This window comes from Pseudomonas sp. B15(2017) (genome assembly GCF_002113215.1).
Lineage (GTDB): Bacteria > Pseudomonadota > Gammaproteobacteria > Pseudomonadales > Pseudomonadaceae > Aquipseudomonas.
The window spans coordinates 1-19883 of sequence record NZ_NEJZ01000013.1 but is presented as its reverse complement, the minus strand read 5'-3'; the positions used below and the strand labels follow the sequence as shown (position 1 = coordinate 19883).

Genomic DNA, 19883 nt, shown 5'->3' with positions numbered 1-19883 from the left:
AAGGAAGAGGCTATGGTTCAAGTTCGCAAACTGGTGTTAGCAATAGCGGCCGCCTCGGCGCTGTCCTCCGGTATGGCGCATGCCCTCGGGCTCGGGGAGCTGACCCTGAAGTCGACCCTGAACCAGCCGCTGGTGGCGGAAATCGAGCTGCTCGATGTCAAGGATCTGACCGCTGCCGAAGTGGTGCCGAGCCTGGCCTCGCCGGAAGATTTCGCCAAGGCCGGCGTCGATCGCCAGGCCTTCCTCAATGATCTGACCTTCACCCCGGTGCTCAACGCCAGCGGCAAAAGCGTGCTGCGCGTAACGTCGAGCAAGCCGCTGTCGGAACCGATGGTGAAATTCCTCGTGCAGGTGATGTGGCCAAACGGCCGTCTGCTGCGTGACTACAGCGTCCTGCTGGATCCGTCGAAGTTCTCGCCGCAGACCGCTGATGCTGCCGCTCAACCGGCGCCAGCGCAAACCATCACCGCACCGACCACCGGTGCCACGCATTCGACCCACACCACCACGCCGCGCGACACCCTGTGGGAAATCGCCGCCAAGGCGCGCAACGGCGGTTCGGTGCAGCAGACCATGCTGGCGATCCAGGCCCTGAACCCGGACGCGTTCATCGACGGCAACATCAACCGCCTGAAAACCGGTCAGGTGCTGCGTCTGCCGGATCAGGTGCAAAGCACTGCGCTACCGCAATCCAAGGCCATTGCCGAAGTGGCCGCGCAGAACGAAGCCTGGCGTCAGGGCCGTCGTTATGCGGCCAGGCCGGGCACCGGTCAGCAGCAGCTCGATGCGACCAATCGTGGTCGCGCCAATACCGGCGCTGCGCAAAACACCAAGGACAACCTGAGCCTGGTGTCCGCCGAAAGCGCCAAGGCGCGTGGCAAGGGGCCGGCCGGCGATGCCAAGGCCCTGAGCAACAAACTGGCGGTGACCCAGGAAAGTCTCGACACCACCCGTCGCGACAACGAAGAACTGAAAAGCCGCATGGCCGATCTGCAAAGTCAGCTGGACAAGCTGCAGCGCCTGATCGAGCTGAAGAACAATCAACTGGCGAAAATGCAGGCCGAAGGCTCGGGCGCTGCCACTGCCGGCGCTGCCACTGCGCCAGTGGTGCCGGCGATCACCGCGGAACTGGCTGCCACGCCGCCGGCAACTCCGGCAGAGGCTGCTCCGGCCGCGCCTGTGCCTGAGGCTGCTGCTCCGGCCCCGGTCGAGCCGGTTGTCGAGCCTGTGGTTGAAACCACGCCCGCCGCCGATGACGAGAAGAACTTCAATGAACTGCTGACCAATCCGATCCTGCTGGGTCTGGTTGGTGGCGGTGCAGTGGTTCTGCTGCTCCTGCTGTTGCTGCTGGCGCGTCGCCGCAAGGCGCAACAGGAAGCCGAAAAGCACTTGCGTATGGCCCGTGCTCTGGAGGAACAATCCTTCTCCCAGGACTTCGACCTGCCGGAAAGCAGCTTCGAAGGTCTGGAAGTACCAGCCGCCAGCGTCAAGCTGACCCCGGCTCCGGCTCCGGCTCCGGCTCCGGCACCTGCTGCCGCTGCCGTGGTTGCTCCGGTGGTAATGGCCGAGCCGATCGCCGCGCCGTTGGTGGCGCCGGCTGCCGAGCGTTCCGACGACGTGCTGGACAAGGCGCAGTCGCACATCGACGGCGGTCGTCTGAACCAGGCCGCCGCGTTGCTGGAGGAGGGCGTGAGCCTGGAGCCGCAGCGCAGCGATCTGCGTCTGAAACTGATGGAAGTTTACGGTCGCCAGGGTGATCGCGATGCCTTCGTCGGTCAGGAGCGCCAACTGGTTGCCAATGGCGACAACTTCGCCAAGGTCGAAGAGCTGAAAAGCCGCTTCCCGGCCATGGCGGTCGTCGCGGCCAGCGGCCTGGCAGCAGCGGCCATTGCTGCCGAGCTGGACGCGGAATACGTCAAGGAGCTGTTGCTCGATGAGCCTGAAGCGCCTGCTGCGGCAGATAACGAACTGGACAGCGCTTTCGACCTGAGCCTCGACGATCTCGACAACATCACGCCGGTAGAACCTGTGGCTGCTGTCGAGCCGGAAGCGCCGGTCGAGCTGGACGCATTCCCGACTGACGACGATTTGAGCTTCGAGTCGGTTCTGCAACAGCAGACCGACATCAAGGAAAACCTCGACGACCTGTCGGACTTCGACCTGGATCTGGACCTCGGTGCCGATCCTGCGCCTACGCCGGTCGAGCTGGCGGACGATGATTTCCTGCTGGATCTGGACGAAGGCGTGAAGGATCTGCCGCTGGTCGACACCCCGGCCGTGGCCGACGTGCCGCAGGACGATCTGGAACTGCCAGCCGATTTCGACCTGTCTCTGGCTGACGAAATGGACGCGGCGCCTGCCGAGCCGGATGCGTTCGCCGCCGAACTGGACGACGTCAACGCCGAGCTGGATCGCCTGTCGAGTAGCATCAACGAGCCAAGCTTCACCGAAGCTGATGCCGCGTTGGGCGATGATCTGGGTGAGGATGACTTCGACTTCCTGTCCGGCACCGACGAAGCCGCTACCAAACTCGATCTGGCTCAGGCCTACATCGACATGGGCGACAACGACGGTGCACGGGATATCCTCAATGAAGTCATCAGCGAGGGGAACGACAAGCAGAAGAGCGAAGCGAGCGAAATGCTCTCGCATCTGGCCTGAGTCGGCATTCAGCACTAAACAAAACGGCAGCCCATGAGGCTGCCGTTTTTGTTTGGGTCTGGTTTCCCCGTCCCGCCGCCTTATAATGCCCGCCTTTGTAGATCAGCAGGCTGTACCGACTTGGCAAACATAGATAACCCGGCCGCCGAAATGGCCCCCGAAGGCTTTTTCCGCGTCGCGCTGGGCGTTGAATACAAGGGCTCGCGCTACAGCGGCTGGCAGCGCCAGTCCACCGGTGTGCTCACCGTGCAGGAAACCCTGGAAAACGCCCTGTCGAAGGTCGCCGATTCGCCGATCTCGCTGCAATGCGCCGGGCGCACTGACGCCGGTGTGCATGCCTGCGGGCAAGTGGTGCATTTCGATACCCGGGTCGACCGCTCGCTGAAGGCCTGGGTCATGGGCGCCAACATCAATCTGCCCCACGACATCAGCGTCAGTTGGGCGAAGGTCATGCCGGCGCATTTCCATGCGCGATTCAAGGCAATTGCCCGACGCTATCGCTACGTGATCTACAACGATCAGATCCGCCCGGCGCATCTCAACGAAGAGATCACCTGGAATCACCGTCCGCTGGACGTCGAACGCATGGCCGAAGCCGCGCAGTACCTGATCGGTACCCATGATTTCAGTGCCTTCCGTGCTGGCCAGTGCCAGGCCAAGTCGCCGATCAAGAAGATGCATCACTTGCGCGTGACCCGTCACGGCAAAATGATCGTTCTGGATATCCGCGCTAACGCGTTCCTGCACCACATGGTTCGCAACATCGCCGGCGTGCTGATGACCATCGGTGCGGGCGAGCGGCCGGTGGAGTGGATGAAAGAAGTGCTGGAGAGTCGCGAGCGGCGTTCCGGCGGCGTCACGGCGCATCCGTTCGGTCTGTATCTGGTGCAGGTCGAGTACCACGACGAGTTCCCGTTGCCCGAGCGTTTCATCGGGCCACATTTCCTTACGGGTTTCTCGGAACTTGACGGCTGACGCCCTCGAACGCATTTGTTACCATCCGGGACTTTCTCGGGTTTGCCTTGGGGTTTTTATCGACATGTCAGCCGTTCGCAGCAAGATTTGCGGGATTACCCGCATGGAAGATGCGTTGGCAGCCGTCGAGGCCGGGGCCGATGCCATCGGATTTGTGTTCTACGCCAAAAGTCCCCGGGCGGTGACCGTGCAGCAGGCGCGGGCGATCATCGCCGCCTTGCCGCCGTTCGTGACCACGGTCGGGCTGTTCGTCAATGCCAGCCGCTGCGAGCTTGGGGAAATCCTCGATGCCGTGCCGCTGGATCTGCTGCAGTTCCACGGCGACGAAACCGCCGCCGAGTGTGAAGGCTGGCACCGGCCATACATCAAGGCCTTGCGGGTCAAGGCGGGCGATGACATTGCCGCCGCCTGCGATGCCTACCCGAGTGCCAGCGGCGTGCTGCTCGACACTTATGTCGAAGGCGTGCCCGGCGGAACCGGCGAAGCGTTTGACTGGTCATTGATTCCGCAAGGCTTGAGCAAGCCGTTGATTCTGGCCGGCGGCCTGACGCCGGAGAACGTCGCCGATGCGGTCGCCCGGGTGCGGCCGTATGCGGTGGATGTCAGCGGTGGGGTGGAGGCGAGCAAGGGCATCAAGGATCACGCAAAGATTCGTGCATTCATCAACGCCGTACGCTGATGTGACGGCTGGCAGACTGCCGCCGTCCACAGCTCTGTAGAAAAGAGGCTGAGGGTCTTTTCGGGGTGTACGCAGGTCAGTTCCGCTGACCCGGCAGCCCGGACGATCATCGCCACACATGAATTTAGCTGAAGGGCATACGCGGGGCCGCGAACCAGAGCGTTCGGGCCGCCGGTACTGGAGAAAGAAAGCATGAGCAACTGGTTGGTAGACAAGCTGATCCCTTCGATCATGCGTTCCGAGGTCAAGAAGAGCTCGGTGCCTGAAGGTCTGTGGCACAAATGCCCGTCCTGCGAGGCCGTGCTGTATCGTCCGGAGCTGGAAAAGACCCTGGACGTTTGCCCTAAATGCAACCACCACATGCGCATCGGGGCACGCGCGCGCATCGACATCTTCCTGGATGCAGAAGGTCGTGTTGAGCTGGGTGCCGACCTGGAGCCGGTTGACCGTCTGAAATTTCGTGACGGCAAGAAGTACAAGGATCGCCTGACTGCTGCGCAGAAGCAGACCGGCGAGAAAGACGCGCTGGTTTCCATGAGCGGCACCCTGCTGGGCATGCCTGTCGTGGTTTCGGCGTTCGAATTCAGCTTCATGGGCGGCTCCATGGGCGCCATCGTCGGTGAGCGCTTTGTGCGCGCCGCCAACTACGCGCTGGAAAACCGTTGCCCGATGGTCTGCTTCTCCGCCTCCGGTGGTGCGCGGATGCAGGAAGCCCTGATCTCGTTGATGCAGATGGCCAAGACGTCGGCTGTGCTGGCGCGTCTGCGTGAAGAAGGCATTCCGTTCATCTCCGTGCTGACCGACCCGGTCTACGGCGGCGTTTCCGCCAGTCTGGCGATGCTGGGTGACGTGATTGTCGGCGAGCCAAAAGCCCTGATCGGCTTTGCCGGTCCGCGCGTAATCGAGCAGACCGTGCGTGAAAAACTGCCGGAAGGCTTCCAGCGCAGCGAATTCCTGCTGGAACACGGTGCAATCGACCTGATCATCGACCGTCGCGAGCTGCGTCCGCGTCTGGGCAACCTGTTGGCGCAGCTGACTGGTCAGCCCACGCCGACATTTGTCGCTGCACCTGTTGAGCCGATCGTCGTTCCGCCGGTGCCTGCCAACGTATGACCGAGCGCACCCTTGGCGAGTGGCTCGCCTACCTCGAACAGTTGCATCCATCGGCCATCGACATGGGGCTGGAGCGTTCGCAACAGGTAGCGTCCCGCATGGGACTGGGCCAGCCGGCGCCACGGGTGATTACGGTCACTGGCACCAACGGCAAGGGTTCGACCTGCGCTTTCATGGCTTCATTGCTGCGGGCGCAGGGCCTCAACGTCGGTGTCTACAATTCTCCGCACCTGTTGCGTTACAACGAGCGGGTGCAGCTCAATGGCGTCGAAGCCACTGATGCGCAGTTGTGCGAAGCCTTCGCAGCGGTCGAGGCGGGGCGCGGCGACACTTCCCTGACTTACTTCGAAATGGGCACCCTGGCGGCGTTCTGGCTGTTTCAACAGGCCGGGCTCGACGCGGTGGTGCTGGAAGTCGGGCTGGGCGGGCGCCTGGACACGGTCAACGTGGTCGATGCCGATATCGCGCTGGTCACCAGCATTGGCGTCGATCATGCCGATTACCTGGGCAATACCCGCGAATCCGTGGCTTTCGAGAAGGCCGGTATTTTCCGTCAGGGCAAACCCGCGCTGTGCGGCGATCTGAATCCTCCACAACCCCTGCTGGACAAGGCGCGCGAGCTGGCTTGCCCGTTCTTCCTGCGCGGGCGTGATTTCGATCTGGGTATCACGGATCAGTTCTGGCAATGGCGCGGCACCGATGCTGAGGGTCAGCTCGTCGAGCTGCACGATTTGCCTTTGCTCGATCTGCCGATGGAGAACGCCGCGCTGGCGTTGCAGGCTTATCTGCTGCTCGGTTTGCCATGGAATGCCGGGCAGATTGTTGCGGCGTTGCAGGCGACTCGCGTGGTCGGTCGTCTTGATCGTCGTTCGTTCGAATGGAATGGCAAGCGTCTGAATCTGCTGCTGGACGTTGGCCATAACCCGCATGCGGCGGAATATCTGGCGCGGCGTCTGGCTGCGCGTCCGCCGGTCGGCAAGCGTCTGGCGGTGTTCGGCCTGTTGGCGGACAAGGATCTGGACGGTGTCATCGGTGAATTGAATGCCAGCGTCCAGCATTGGGCGGTGGCGCCGTTGGATTCGCCGCGTGCGCGTCCGGTGGCCGAATTGAATGCTGCACTGCAGAACCTTGGCGCGTCGGTCACGTCTTATGACAGCGTGGCGGCCGCTTTGGAAGGGCAGTGTGCAGTGGCCACCAGCGACGACGAGATCTTGCTGTTCGGATCATTTTATTGTGTCGCCGAGGCCCTCGAATGGCTGTCTCGGCGCTCCACGGAGGAAGCGGCAAATGGCTTTGCTGGATAAAGCGTACAAGCAGCGCATGGTCGGTGCCCTGGTGCTGGTGGCGCTGGCGGTGATTTTCCTGCCGATGCTGTTTTCCCGTCAGGATGAACAGCGTCAGGTAACCGTCGAGGCACCGGCAGCGCCGCAAGCGCCTGCCGTGGCGCAAATCCAGATGGAAACCGTGGCCGTGCCCGAGCCGCAGGTTCTGCCGCAAGAGCCAGTACCAAGCGATGACGAAGTCGCCGAGCAATCGGCGCCAGCAGCGCCGATTGCTTCCGCTGCACCAGCCCCGGCTCCGGCGCCGGTAGCCAAACCGGTTGCGCCGGCTCCGGCTCCCGCTCCGGTGGTAAAACCTGCTACAGCACCTGCTCAGCCGATCGCCGCGCTTTCCACCAAGCCTGATACCACTCAAAGCCGCGTCGACGCCAATGGCCTGTCGGTGAGCTGGTCGGTGCAACTGGCCAGTCTGTCGAGTCGCGCCAGCGCCGAAAGCCTGCAGAAAACCCTGCGTAGCCAGGGCTATAACGCTTACATCCGTTCCGCCGATGGCAAGAACCGGGTGTTCGTCGGTCCGCTGATCGAGCGCGCCGAAGCCGATCGTCTGCGTGATCTTTTGAGCCGCCAGCAGAACCTGAAGGGGTTTGTGGTGCGCTTCCAGCCTGAGCGTGGCTGAAATCTATCGCCCCGATTGAAATGCACTGACATTCGCAGCTTACCGACAGCCCTGCGCTCTGCTAAAATGCGCCGCCTTATCCGTCTGTAGGCTGCACTGTGCCATTTACCTGGGTTGACTGGGCGATCGTTGCAATCATCGCCATCTCCGCTTTGATCAGTTTGAGCCGCGGCTTCGTCAAAGAAGCATTGTCGCTGGTGACCTGGATCATCGCAGGAGTTGTTGCCTGGATGTTCGGTGGCTCACTGTCCGAGTACCTCGCCGGATACATCGAAACACCGTCGGCTCGTGTGATCACGGGCTGTGCCATCATGTTTGTCGCCACACTGATCGTGGGCGCAATGATCAATTATCTTATCGGCGAGTTGGTTCGCGTCACCGGGTTGTCCGGGACCGATCGATTCCTCGGCATGGCCTTCGGCGCTGCGCGTGGCGTGTTGCTGGTGGTCGTGGCGGTCGGGCTATTGAGCCTGGGGCCGGTACAGCAGGACGGGTGGTGGAAAGAATCACAGCTCGTGCCAAAGTTTCTATTGGTCGCAGACTGGTCCAAAAACCTGATTCTTGGGTGGAGCAGTCAGTGGCTTGCCAGCGGAATCAGCGTACCCGCTGATATTCCGTTCAAGGAACAACTCTTGCCGTCGGCCAAAACGCCTCAGTGAGTGTTGTTCAGTTCAGATCCATTAAGTAGGGGTTGCGTCGCATGTGTGGCATCGTCGGTATCGTCGGTAAGTCGAACGTCAATCAGGCGCTGTATGACGCGCTAACCGTGCTCCAGCACCGCGGCCAGGACGCTGCCGGTATCGTGACCAGCCATGATGGCCGGTTGTTCTTGCGCAAGGACAATGGCCTGGTGCGTGACGTGTTTCAGCAGCGTCACATGCAGCGCCTGGTCGGCCACATGGGTATCGGCCACGTCCGTTACCCGACTGCCGGCAGCTCGACGTCGGCCGAGGCTCAGCCGTTCTACGTCAACTCGCCGTACGGCATCACCCTGGCGCACAACGGTAACCTGACCAACGTTGAACAGTTGGCCAAAGAGATCTACGAATCCGATCTGCGTCACGTCAACACCAGTTCCGACTCGGAAGTGTTGCTCAACGTGTTCGCCCATGAGCTGGCCCAGCGCGGCAAGCTGCAACCGACCGAAGAAGACGTGTTTGCCGCCGTGACCGACGTGCACAACCGTTGCGTCGGTGGTTACGCCGTCGTGGCAATGGTGACCGGTTACGGCATCGTCGGCTTCCGTGATCCGCACGGCATCCGTCCGATCGTGTTCGGCCAGCGTCACACCGACGAAGGCGTCGAGTACATGATCGCCTCCGAAAGCGTTTCGCTGGACGTGCTCGGCTTCACCCTGATTCGCGACCTGGCGCCGGGCGAAGCGGTGTACATCACTGAAGACGGCAAGCTGCACACCCGTCAATGCGCGACCAACCCGTCCCTGACCCCGTGCATCTTCGAGCACGTCTACCTGGCGCGTCCGGATTCGATCATCGACGGCGTGTCGGTCTACAAGGCCCGTCTGCGCATGGGTGAAAAGCTGGCCGAGAAGATCCTGCGCGAGCGCCCGGAGCACGACATCGACGTGGTCATCCCTATTCCGGACACCAGCCGCACTGCCGCGCTGGAGCTGGCCAACCATCTGGGCGTGAAATTCCGCGAAGGCTTCGTCAAGAACCGTTACATCGGTCGTACCTTCATCATGCCCGGCCAGGCTGCGCGCAAGAAGTCGGTACGTCAGAAGCTCAACGCCATCGAGCTGGAATTCCGCGGCAAGAACGTGATGCTGGTGGACGACTCGATCGTTCGCGGCACCACCTGCAAGCAGATCATCCAGATGGCCCGTGAAGCCGGCGCGAAAAACGTCTACTTCTGCTCGGCGGCTCCGGCCGTTCGCTTCCCGAACGTTTACGGCATCGACATGCCGAGCGCTCACGAGTTGATCGCGCACAACCGTTCGACCCAGGATGTGGCTGATCTGATCGGCGCCGACTGGCTGATCTATCAGGATCTGCCTGACTTGATCGAAGCGGTTGGTGGCGGCAAGATCAAGATCGAAAACTTCGATTGTGCAGTGTTCGACGGCAAGTACGTCACCGGCGACGTCGACGAGGCTTACCTGAACAAGATCGAACAGGCACGCAACGATGCCTCGAAGGTCAAGACCCAGGCGGTCAGTGCGATCATTGATCTGTACAACAACTGAGTTTCAACCGGCCCTTAGGGGCCGGTTTTGTATCTGGCAAAAGACTTTTTATTTATCGAGAAAAGGGCAAGGAGTGACAGCATGAGTCAGGAATGGGATGCCGGTCGGCTGGACAGCGACCTCGAAGGCGTAGCGTTCGATACCCTGGCCGTACGTGCCGGTCAGCACCGTACGCCGGAAGGCGAGCACGGTGATCCGATGTTCTTCACTTCCAGCTACGTGTTCCGTACCGCCGCTGACGCCGCCGCACGGTTTGCCGGGGAAGTGCCGGGCAACGTTTACTCGCGCTACACCAACCCGACCGTCCGCGCGTTCGAAGAGCGCATTGCGGCGCTGGAAAGCGCCGAGCAAGCGGTGGCCACGGCGACCGGCATGGCCGCGATCATGGCGGTGGTGATGAGCCTGTGCAGTGCCGGCGATCATGTGCTGGTGTCGCGCAGCGTATTCGGTTCGACCATCAGCCTGTTCGAGAAGTACTTCAAGCGTTTTGGCGTGGAAGTCGATTATGTGCCGTTGGCCGATCTGTCGGCCTGGGACGCAGCGATCAAGTCCAACACCAAATTGCTGTTCGTCGAGTCGCCGTCCAATCCGTTGGCTGAGCTGGTGGATATCACCGCGCTGTCGGAAATCGCGCACGCCAAGGGCGCGATGCTGGTGGTCGACAACTGCTTCTGCACGCCTGCCTTGCAGCAGCCGCTGAAGTTGGGCGCAGATATCGTTGTGCACTCGGCCACCAAGTTCATCGATGGCCAGGGCCGTTGCATGGGCGGCGTGGTTGCTGGTCGCAGCGAGCAGATGAAAGAAGTCGTCGGTTTCCTGAGGACGGCCGGGCCGACCCTGAGCCCGTTCAACGCCTGGATCTTCCTCAAGGGTCTGGAAACCCTGAACCTGCGGATGAAGGCGCACTGCGCCAACGCCCAGCAACTGGCTGAATGGCTGGAGCAGCAGGACGGCATCGAGAAGGTGCATTACGCCGGTCTCAAGAGCCATCCGCAACACGAGTTGGCTCGGCGTCAACAAAAAGGCTTCGGCGCAGTTGTCAGTTTTGAGGTGAAGGGTGGCAAAGAGGGCGCTTGGCGTTTCATCGATGCGACCCGTTTGATTTCGATCACCGCCAATCTCGGTGACAGCAAGACCACCATCACTCACCCGAGCACGACGTCCCACGGCCGTCTGGCGCCGCAGGAACGTGAAGCTGCCGGGATTCGTGACAGTCTTATCCGCATTGCGGTCGGTCTGGAAGACGTGGCTGACCTGCAAGCCGACCTGTCACGCGGCCTGGCGGCGTTGTGATCGAGTTGCCTACGCCGAAGACTGGCACCCATGGCCGCGTTGCATTGGTCACGGGTGCTGCGCGCGGGATAGGTCTGGGAATCGCAGCGTGGCTGATCAGCGAAGGCTGGCAGGTGGTGCTGACGGACCTGGATCGTGCGCGGGGTTCGAAAGTGGCAAAGGTGCTGGGCGAAAACGCCTGGTTCATCGCCATGGACGTGGCGGACGAAAGTCAGGTGGCGCTCGGAGTCGCGGAAGTGCTCGGGCAGTTTGGCCGCCTGGATGCGCTGGTGTGCAATGCTGCCGTGGCCGATCCGCACAACATCACGCTGGAAAGCCTCGATCTGGCTTACTGGAATCGGGTGCTGGCAGTGAACCTCGGTGGGCCGATGTTGCTGGCCAAGCACTGCGCGCCGTATCTGCGTGCGCACAACGGTGCGATCGTCAATCTGGCCTCGACCCGTGCGGCGCAGTCGGAGCCGGATTCGGAGGCGTATGCCGCGAGCAAGGGCGGATTGCTGGCACTGACGCACGCGCTGGCGGTCAGTCTGGGGCCGGAGATTCGCGTCAATGCGGTCAGCCCGGGCTGGATCGATGCGCGGGACCCTTCTGCCCGACGCGCGGAGCCGCTGAGCGATACCGATCATGCCCAGCATCCTGCGGGCAGGGTAGGTACGGTCGAGGACGTTGCGGCGATGGTGGCGTGGTTGCTGTCGAAGAATGCAGGGTTTGTGACCGGGCAGGAATTCGTGGTCGATGGCGGCATGACCAAGAAGATGATTTATACGGAATGAAGCAATTTCGTCTTTTTTAGAAAAACTTCAATCCTGCTATTGACTTAGGTTCGCTACCTGCGTAAATTTCGCGGCCTCGGAGATGCAAACGGGTGATTAGCTCAGCTGGGAGAGCGTCTGCCTTACAAGCAGAATGTCGGCGGTTCGATCCCGTCATCACCCACCACTCCCGAGATACTTGCGTAAGCAAGAACGTAGGCTGAAAGTGCCTGCACCGACGCGCAGCGGTAGTTCAGTCGGTTAGAATACCGGCCTGTCACGCCGGGGGTCGCGGGTTCGAGTCCCGTCCGCTGCGCCATATTTAACGAATCAGGCACTGTCTGGTTCGCGATTGAAAAGCACCGAAGCTTTCAGTCAAACGAGTTACTTGAGTTCAAGCTCAAAGCGATACGCAGCGGTAGTTCAGTCGGTTAGAATACCGGCCTGTCACGCCGGGGGTCGCGGGTTCGAGTCCCGTCCGCTGCGCCATATCTGTTTCAAGGACTACTGAACGCCTTGAGACACCGAAAGCAACCTCTGGTTGATTCGGAATCGATAGCAAAGACCCTGGTCGAAAGACCGGGGTTTTTTGTGTCTGAAATTTGACCTTTCCCAAACTTCTCCTCTTTAGCCGGCGATGAGCGCGAGCCGTGGCTCGTTCGATGCTGCCGCGCAATCTGGCCTGCGGCCACGGGCCGCTGCGCTGCAATGCCGCATTGATTTTTGATTCTTTGGTCAAATTTTTGTAACTGGTTGTTTGCTGCGAGCCCAGAAACCTTTAAAGTTAACCTTTCGGTCAGCTTTGCACTGTCATCACGCCCTTTGTTTAGCCAAAAAGGGCTTCTGCAAGACTCGAGATTCCCAGTAGATAACCAGAAGGGCGGATCCATAACCGTCCAGAGGATGATCCATGTCCAACCGTGAAATATCCCGGCGCTCGTTCCTTCAGGGCGGGCTGGTGGCGGGTGTGAGCGTTACACTCACACCGCTCAGCAGTCAGGCGCTCGGTGCCTTGATGGAAAACAGCGTGACCGTGCCGTCCGAGCAGTGGCTCGGCAACAATGGCAAGGCACGCCAGCGTAACGATGCCTTGTCCAAGGTCTGCGGCAGCAAGGTATTTGCCCGCGACATCCGTTCCAAGGACATGCCGGGCTGGCCCCAGCAGCAAGGCCACGCCATGTTGCTGAAAACCATCAAGGCCGACCGCATCTACGACGGATACGACCTGTCGTGGCTCGGCGCCGATCTGCAGCCTGATCGTATCGTTACCGCCGCCGATCTGGACAAGGACGGCATCGTGTTCCCTGAAGAGCACGCGCCGGATCCTCTACTGCCGGAAGGCAAGGTACCGATGTTCATCGGTCACCCGGTCGCGATCCTGATCTGGAACGACTTCGAGCGTTTCCGCCAGGCCAAGAACAAACTCAAATTCAATGACAAGGCAATTCGTTACGGTGCCCAAGTACCGTTCTACGAAGGCGATCCCTATGGCAGTTTCCGCTACGTGCGCGTCGGTGGCCCGACGTCGGCGGACGAGGATGAGTTCGCCAGCCTCAAGGATTCGATCCTGTTCCCGATGCTGAAAAACCGTCGTCCGGTGTGGAATTCCCAGCCGAACCTGCACGGCAACCTGACCGAGCGCGGCCTGTTTTACGCCGACCGCATGAAGAAAGAGATCGACACCCCGCCGGACAACTGGCTGGTGTTCGACGAGCGCTACAAAACCCCGTCGATCGAACCGGCCGCAATGGAACCGGACAACGGTAACGGCTGGTACGACCCGGCGACCAAGACCCTGCATTTCGTCGTCGCCACCCAATGTCCGCTGGAAACCGCTACCGAGACCGCGAAGATGATCGGGCCGTCGCGTTTCGGCCTGGCGAACCTGAACATGCACCCGGGTTACACCGTCGGTTACGGCTCCAAGGACCACAACATTTTCGTCTACTACGCGGCTCTGGCAGCGTTGTACGGCGCAGGTGTGCCGATCCGCCTGGCCAACGACCGCTACGAGCAGTTCCAGAGCGGCATCAAGCGTCACCCGTTCGACATTCGCTACCAGTTGGCAGTGGACAAGACCGATCACAGCTTCAAGATTTTCCGTGCCGAGATGAGCGTCGACGGTGGCGGCCGGATCAACTACAGCCCGTCGGTAGCGGCCGTTGGCGCCACGGCGGCGCAGTCTATCTACTACATGTCGCAGAACGACCTGCAGGTCACCGCTTACCATTCTCGCGCGGTTGAGGCGGGTTCGATGCGCGGCTACGGCACGCTGCAGAGCATGGCTTCCACCGAGATGATGGTCGACGAAATTGCCGATCGCCTTGGTGTCGACGCGATTGATCTGCGCCGCAAGAATGCGTTGCGTTCTGGGATGAAAAACACCCAGGGTGCGATCCCGGCCGGTGCGTTGCGCCTGCACGAAATTCTCGACAAGGCTTCGCTGCACGAAGTCTGGAAAAACCGCGACGCGATCAAGAAACAGCGTGAAGCGGCAGACCCGGACAACTGGTATGGCGTAGGTTTCGCCATTTGCCAGAAAGACTTCGGCACCGGTTCCGAAGCGCCGATGGCCAGCATCGAGTTCACCGCCGACGGGCGCATTTCCCTGCGGCACATCGGTATCGAGATCGGTACCGGCATGTCCACCTCGCAAGCGTTGGTGGTGGCTGACTTCCTCGGCAGCGCGGCTCACGATGTGAAGACCGGTGAAACCGAGTGGGATGAACTGCAGCTGGTGACCGCCGGCAACCCTTACATCATGAGCCAGGCCGAGCAGGACAACTTCCTGCGCAATCCGCGCTGGGTCGGCAAGCTGGCATCGGCCTCGTCCGCGACCAACTCCGCCTACTACTTCAGCCACGCTACTCGTGAAGCGGCGCGCGTGCTGTTCAACCACGGCCTGTGGCCGGCGGCGCTGGAGATCTGGCGTCAGGGTCCATACGGCGGCCAGGCCAACCCCTACGTGGTGCGCCGCGAAGATGCGCATTGGGTTGACGGCAAACTCACTGCCAACGGCATGCAGCCGCTGACCTTCGAAGAGCTGGCCAAGCGTGCTCACGAGCGCGGTCTGGTTACTGGCGCCACGGTTCACGGTTTCAACCGCTGGAGCTGGGCAGAAGCTGAATACAGCATCGACGGCGTGCGCGAACGTCTGCCGCTCGACGGTCTGGCGGTGAAATACGGTGATGGTGCGCCAAAAGCGAAAAAGGCACAGATGACCAGTGCCGGTTTCCACCTGCTGGATCGGCAGAACATCGCCTATCCGGTGGTTCAACTGAACAACGCCGCCGTGACCTACTACAGCCCGGTCGCAACGCTGGTCGAGTTGAAGGTCAACAAAGGTTCGGCAGAAGTCGAAGTGCTCAACCATCACTCGTGGCTGGAATGCGGTCGAGTACTGGTCGAAGAACTGGTGCGTGGCCAGCTGGAAGGCGGAATCGCCATGGGCATCGGTCACGCCTTGATGGAAGAGATGCCGCTGTACGAAGGCGGGCCGGGGGAGGGTGACTGGAACTTCAACCGTTATCGCCTGCCGATGGCGCGCCATGTGGCGGTGTGGAAGCAGACGTCGGAAATCCTGCCGCCGCTGTCCCCAAGCGACCCGTCAAAAGGCATCGCCGAAGTGGTGATGATCCCGGTGGTCGGTGCCATCGGTAACGCCGTGGCCCACGCCATCGGTAAACGTGTTCGCGATTTGCCAATCACTGCTGCGCGCATCAAGGAGGCCCTCAATGGCTAACCGTCCGCTTCAACTGACCCTCAACGGTCAATCCGTCGGCCCGGTGGACATCCCTGATGACCTGCCGATGATCGATTACCTGCACGAATACAAGAACCTCACCGGCTCGCGCCTGGGTTGCGGGCAAGGCATCTGTCACGCCTGCGTGGTGATCGTCGACAACCCGGACGGCACCAGCGAAGAAGTGCGCACCTGCATCACCGGCGCGCATTACTTCGAGGGCAAGAAAGTCCGCACCATCGAAGGCCACGCCAAACGTGACGAGCAAGGTCAGGTCACCGAGCTGAACCCGATCCAGCAGCGTTTCGTCGACGAATTCGCCTTCCAGTGCAGCTACTGCGCCCCAGGCTTCGTCAACGCCGCAACCGTGCTGGTGGAAAAGCTGCAACGCCAGCCGATCGTCAAAAGCAAACTGGAACAAGTCATCGAGGACAGCCTCGGCCATCACGTCTGCCGTTGCACCGGGTACGTGCGTTACTACAACGCCACCCGCAACGTGCTGACCGATCTCGGCCTGGTCAAGGAGGGTTAAGCATGAAGCAATTACTGACCCGCCTGACCCTGGCGGTCGGGCTGGCCGTGCCTGTGTTGGCGGTGCACGCGGATGATCAGGTCAGGCGCGGCGAATACCTCGCCCGCGCTGCCGACTGCATGGCTTGCCATACAGCACCAGGCGGCGCGCCGTTTGCCGGCGGCCTGCCGATCGTGTCGCCGTTCGGCACGATCTATGGCACCAACATCACTCCAAGCAAGGAGCACGGCATCGGTCTTTACACCGATGAAGAGTTCTTCGCCGCGCTCACCGAAGGCAAGCGTCGTGACGGCGCCAATCTGTACCCGGCGATGCCGTATACCTCGTATCACTTGATGCCGCGTGCCGATTCGGATGCGATTCATGCGTATCTGAAAACCATCGAGCCGATTGAGCGTGCAGCGCCGGTGACAAGTCTGAGCTTTCCGTTCAACGTCCGTCCGGGCTTGATCGGCTGGAACATGATGTACGGCAAAGCCTTGAAGCTGGAACCGGCCGAAGGAAAAAGCGACGCCTGGAAACGCGGCCAGTACATGGTCGAAGTGCTCGGCCACTGCGGCGAATGCCACACACCACGCGGCCTCCCTGGCGCGATGCAGTTGGACAAGCGCCTGACCGGCGGCATCCTCAATGGCTATCTGGCACCGAGCCTGCTGGCCACTGATCTGGCGGCGCGCGGCTGGAATCATCAAGATCTGAGCACGTTCCTCAAGCACGGCATGAGCGCCCAGGGCACGATGTTCAACGAGATGTTCCCGGTGTTCCACAACAGCACTCAGGGCCTGAATGATCCGGATCTGGCAGCGATGGCAACCTTCCTGCTCGGCGACAAGCCGCCAGCGGCAAAAGAACTGACCGAAGTGCCCCTGGAAAAACTCAGTGCCAGCGCTCAACGCGGCCGACAGGAATACTTGAACGTCTGCGCCGGCTGTCACGCGGCCGGGGGCGAGGGCAAGCCGCACATCGCGGTGGCCATGCGCGGCAACACTACGCTGCGCCTGGAAGACCCACGCAACCTGTTGCGAGTGATCGAGGATGGTATCGGCGAACAGAAATTCGCCGGGTTCGAACACATGCAGCCAATGCCGGGTTTTGCCGACAAGCTCAGTGCCGAACAGCTGACCGATCTGCTGAACTACCTGCGCCAGGGTTGGGGTGGTCAGTCGGCCGAGTTGGCGGTCGGCGATGTGCAGAAGCTTCAGGCTGACGCCCCGTCTATCGAGCACAAGGCGCACTGATCATGCAGCATCTCGATCTGCAGGTTGTGCGTCGGGCGCTGGAGTGGTCGACGGCGGGGCGGCGCATCTGGTTCTGCACCGTCCTGACGACCTACGGTTCGGCGCCGCGCGCGCCGGGTTCGCTACTGGCGGTGAACGACGGCGGGCAGTGGATCGGGTCGCTGTCCGGTGGTTGCGTCGAGGAAGACTTTCTCGAGCGCGTCGCCGAGGGTGCGTTTCTCGATGCGATCAACGTCGTGCGTTATGGCGAAGGTGACGATCCGCGCTCGCGGGTCAGCCTGCCGTGCGGTGGCATTCTCGACGTGCTGGTAGAGAAATTTGACGCCGACTGCGATGTGCAGGCGCACCTGCGTGAACTCGAATCGGCATTGCTGGGGCAGCGTCGATTGATTCGCGAGGTCGATCTGGCCACGGGCGCGCGTAGCCTGTTTGCCGATCGCGAGCAAGGTGCACGGATCGAGCGTGAAATCGACCGGGTGCGGATTCGCATCGGTGCCGCTCAGCGTTTGCTCCTGGCGGGGTATTCCAGCGTGGCGCAGGCCTGTGCGGAATTCGCGGTCGGTCTCGGCTTCGAAGTGATTCTCTGCGACCCGCGTGATGAAGTACTGGAAGGCGTATCGCTCAGCGGTGTGGAGATTCGCCGGCAACTGCCGTCGGTGTTCATCGCCGATGGCGGGTGCCACCGTGATACGGCGGTGGTGGCGTTGACCCACGATCCGCGCATCGACGATCTGGCGATGATGGAGGCCGTACGCACCGAGGCTTTCTACATCGGCGTGATGGGTTCGTTGCAGACGTCACAGAAGCGCTTCGAGCGCTTGCGCCGGATCGGTAGTCTGGGGGAGGGCGAGCTGGCGCGGATTCATGCGCCGATCGGCCTTAATCTGGGCAGCAAGACCCCGTCTGAAATCGCTTTGGCGGTGCTGGCGGATATCCTGCGGATTCGCAACGGGATCGCGCGGGATCAGTTGTGATTGATGCCGGATGTTAAAAGGGCCGCTGTTCAGCGGCCCTTTTTTTGCTCATCAGAAACCGAGCTTGTCGCGCAGTCCGTAGTACCACGCGCCCAGTGCGGCAAATGGTGTGCGCAGCAGTTGCCCGCCGGGGAACGGGTAGTGCGGCAGATCGGCAAATGCATCGAAGCGCTCGGCTTGTCCGCGCAGTGCCTCGGCCAATACCTTGCCGGCCAGATGCGTGTACGTCACGCCGTGGCCGCTGCAACCCTGGGAGTAATAGATATTGTCGCCCAGGCGTCCGACCTGCGGCAGGCGCGACAGGGTCAGCAGGAAATTGCCGGTCCAGGCGTAGTCGATCTTCACGTCCTTGAGCTGCGGGAAGGCCTTGAGCATTTTTGGGCGGATGATCGCCTCGATGTTCGCCGGATCCCGCGCGCCATACACCACGCCACCGCCGAAGATCAGGCGTTTGTCGCCGGTCAGGCGGTAGTAGTCGAGCAGGTAATTGCAGTCTTCGACGCAGTAGTCCTGTGGCAGGAGCGATTTCGCCAGCTCATCGCCCAATGGCTCGGTGGTGATCACCTGAGTACCGCACGGCATCGATTTGGCCGCCAGCTCCGGCACCAGATTGCCGAGGTAGGCGTTGCCGGCGACGATGATGAGTTTGGCCCTGACTTTGCCCTGCGGCGTGTACACGATCGGATTGGCGCCACGTTCGATGCGCACGGCCGGCGACTGTTCATAGATGGCACCGCCCAGGGATTCCACGGCAGCGGCTTCGCCCAAAGCAAGGTTAAGCGGGTGGATGTGGCCGCCGCTCATGTCGAGCATGCCGCCAACGTATTGATCGCAAGCCACCACTTCGCGGATGCGGCGTTGATCGAGCAGTTCCAGTTGGGTGTGGCCGAAGCGTTCCCACAAGCGCTTCTGCGATTCCAGGTGGCCCATTTGCTTGGCGGTGAGGGCGGCGAATACGCCACCGTCCTTCAAGTCGCACTGAATGTTGTACTTGCTGATGCGCTCACGAATGATCCGGCCGCCCTCGAACGCCATCTGCCCGAGCAGTTGTGCCTGTTTTGGGCCGACGCTACGTTCGATCACGTCAATGTCACGGCTGTAGCTGTTGACGATTTGCCCGCCATTGCGCCCCGAAGCACCGAAGCCAACCTTGGCGGCCTCCAGCACGGTCACGCGAAAACCGTTCTCAAGCAGGAACAGAGCCGAGGACAGTCCCGTATAACCAGCACCGATCACACAGACATCCGTCTCCACGTCATCCTGCAGGGCAGGGCGTGGTGGTACGGCGTTGGCCGACGCAGCGTAATAAGACTCTGGGTAAGGGGTGTTCGCCATCCTGCAGCCTCTGTTTAATATATTTTACGAGTGAGGCGATCCTACCCCAGTTGAAAAACCTCCGCCAGCCACCGGGAAATCTTCTTGTGGCGGGTCGAAATTAAATATTTTGCATATTCATAGGGTTAGGTGAAAAAAAGGTGTTGACACCCCTCCGGAATTCCGTAGAATGCCGCCTCACAGCAGGCACGTAGCTCAGTTGGTTAGAGCACCACCTTGACATGGTGGGGGTCGTTGGTTCGAGTCCAATCGCGCCTACCAAACAAAATCCGCTCTGCTGGGCGGTCTGAAAGGGCTCACCGAAAGGTGGGCCCTTTTTTGTTGTCTGTGTCTCGTCCTGAATAAGGTTTACACCTTCTGACCCATTCTCAGGAGGGAGTAATGAATACAGGAAAAAGGCGCAGTCAGCGTGATTACACGCGGACCT

At 61.2% G+C, this 19883-nt stretch carries 15 protein-coding genes and 4 tRNA genes; 18 read left to right on the top strand and 1 reads right to left on the bottom strand.

The features are described from left to right. Positions 1–12: 12 nt before the first annotated feature. From CAF73_RS19045 to CAF73_RS18965, 17 genes are all read left to right on the top strand, one after another. Positions 13–2661, top strand: coding sequence for a FimV/HubP family polar landmark protein (locus CAF73_RS19045; protein WP_085703502.1), 2649 nt, complete (start codon positions 13–15; stop codon positions 2659–2661). A 150-nt stretch (positions 2662–2811) separates the two neighbouring features. Next, positions 2812–3636 (top strand): tRNA pseudouridine(38-40) synthase TruA, encoded by an 825-nt coding sequence (gene truA / locus CAF73_RS19040; protein ID WP_085701264.1) that lies wholly within the window; start codon positions 2812–2814, stop codon positions 3634–3636. A 64-nt stretch (positions 3637–3700) separates the two neighbouring features. Next, positions 3701–4315, top strand: a complete 615-nt coding sequence (locus tag CAF73_RS19035) for a phosphoribosylanthranilate isomerase (protein ID WP_085701263.1) — start codon at positions 3701–3703, stop codon at positions 4313–4315. 192 nt (positions 4316–4507) lie between these two features. Continuing rightward, positions 4508–5428, top strand: coding sequence for an acetyl-CoA carboxylase, carboxyltransferase subunit beta (accD, locus tag CAF73_RS19030; protein WP_085701262.1), 921 nt, complete (start codon positions 4508–4510; stop codon positions 5426–5428). Continuing rightward, positions 5425–6732 carry a bifunctional tetrahydrofolate synthase/dihydrofolate synthase gene (gene folC / locus CAF73_RS19025; protein WP_085701261.1) on the top strand — a complete coding sequence of 436 codons (1308 nt, stop codon included), beginning with the start codon at positions 5425–5427 and terminating at the stop codon, positions 6730–6732. Before accD ends, folC begins: the two co-directional genes overlap by 4 nt. Next, positions 6716–7384, top strand: a complete 669-nt coding sequence (locus CAF73_RS19020; RefSeq protein WP_085701260.1) for an SPOR domain-containing protein — start codon at positions 6716–6718, stop codon at positions 7382–7384. The genes folC and CAF73_RS19020 overlap by 17 nt, the downstream gene beginning before the upstream one ends. Positions 7385–7482: 98 nt before the next feature. Then, entirely contained in the window at positions 7483–8043 is a 561-nt protein-coding gene (locus tag CAF73_RS19015) for a CvpA family protein (RefSeq protein WP_085701259.1), read from the top strand. A gap of 41 nt (positions 8044–8084) precedes the next feature. Further along, positions 8085–9590, top strand: coding sequence for an amidophosphoribosyltransferase (gene purF / locus CAF73_RS19010; RefSeq protein ID WP_007956466.1), 1506 nt, complete (start codon positions 8085–8087; stop codon positions 9588–9590). A gap of 81 nt (positions 9591–9671) precedes the next feature. Continuing rightward, the gene (locus CAF73_RS19005; RefSeq protein ID WP_085701258.1) at positions 9672–10883 is read left to right on the top strand and encodes an O-succinylhomoserine sulfhydrylase; all 1212 of its coding nucleotides are present in this window, start codon (positions 9672–9674) and stop codon (positions 10881–10883) included. Beyond that, positions 10880–11656, top strand: a complete 777-nt coding sequence (locus CAF73_RS19000; protein WP_085701257.1) for an SDR family oxidoreductase — start codon at positions 10880–10882, stop codon at positions 11654–11656. Before CAF73_RS19005 ends, CAF73_RS19000 begins: the two co-directional genes overlap by 4 nt. 90 nt (positions 11657–11746) lie before the next feature. Next, positions 11747–11822, top strand: a tRNA-Val gene (locus tag CAF73_RS18995). A 55-nt stretch (positions 11823–11877) separates the two neighbouring features. Then, positions 11878–11954, top strand: a tRNA-Asp gene (locus tag CAF73_RS18990). 93 nt (positions 11955–12047) lie between these two features. Then, positions 12048–12124, top strand: a tRNA-Asp gene (locus tag CAF73_RS18985). A gap of 421 nt (positions 12125–12545) precedes the next feature. After that, positions 12546–15377 carry a xanthine dehydrogenase family protein molybdopterin-binding subunit gene (locus tag CAF73_RS18980; RefSeq protein WP_085703501.1) on the top strand — a complete coding sequence of 944 codons (2832 nt, stop codon included), beginning with the start codon at positions 12546–12548 and terminating at the stop codon, positions 15375–15377. Next, positions 15370–15909, top strand: coding sequence for a (2Fe-2S)-binding protein (locus CAF73_RS18975; RefSeq protein ID WP_007956473.1), 540 nt, complete (start codon positions 15370–15372; stop codon positions 15907–15909). Before CAF73_RS18980 ends, CAF73_RS18975 begins: the two co-directional genes overlap by 8 nt. A 2-nt stretch (positions 15910–15911) precedes the next feature. Beyond that, the gene (locus CAF73_RS18970) at positions 15912–17147 is read left to right on the top strand and encodes a cytochrome c (protein ID WP_085703500.1); all 1236 of its coding nucleotides are present in this window, start codon (positions 15912–15914) and stop codon (positions 17145–17147) included. Between the two features lie 2 nt (positions 17148–17149). Then, on the top strand, positions 17150–18121 hold the full coding sequence (locus CAF73_RS18965) for an XdhC family protein (RefSeq protein ID WP_085703499.1): 972 nt from the start codon (positions 17150–17152) through the stop codon (positions 18119–18121). Between the two features lie 51 nt (positions 18122–18172). Here CAF73_RS18965 and CAF73_RS18960 read toward each other — a convergent pair whose 3' ends face one another. Further along, positions 18173–19456: an FAD-binding oxidoreductase gene (locus CAF73_RS18960; protein ID WP_085703498.1), complete on the bottom strand. Its 1284-nt coding sequence runs from the start codon at positions 19454–19456 to the stop codon at positions 18173–18175. A 184-nt stretch (positions 19457–19640) separates the two neighbouring features. Between CAF73_RS18960 and CAF73_RS18955 the strand changes: the two genes are divergently transcribed. After that, a tRNA-Val gene (locus CAF73_RS18955) sits at positions 19641–19717 on the top strand. Positions 19718–19883 lie beyond the last annotated feature (166 nt).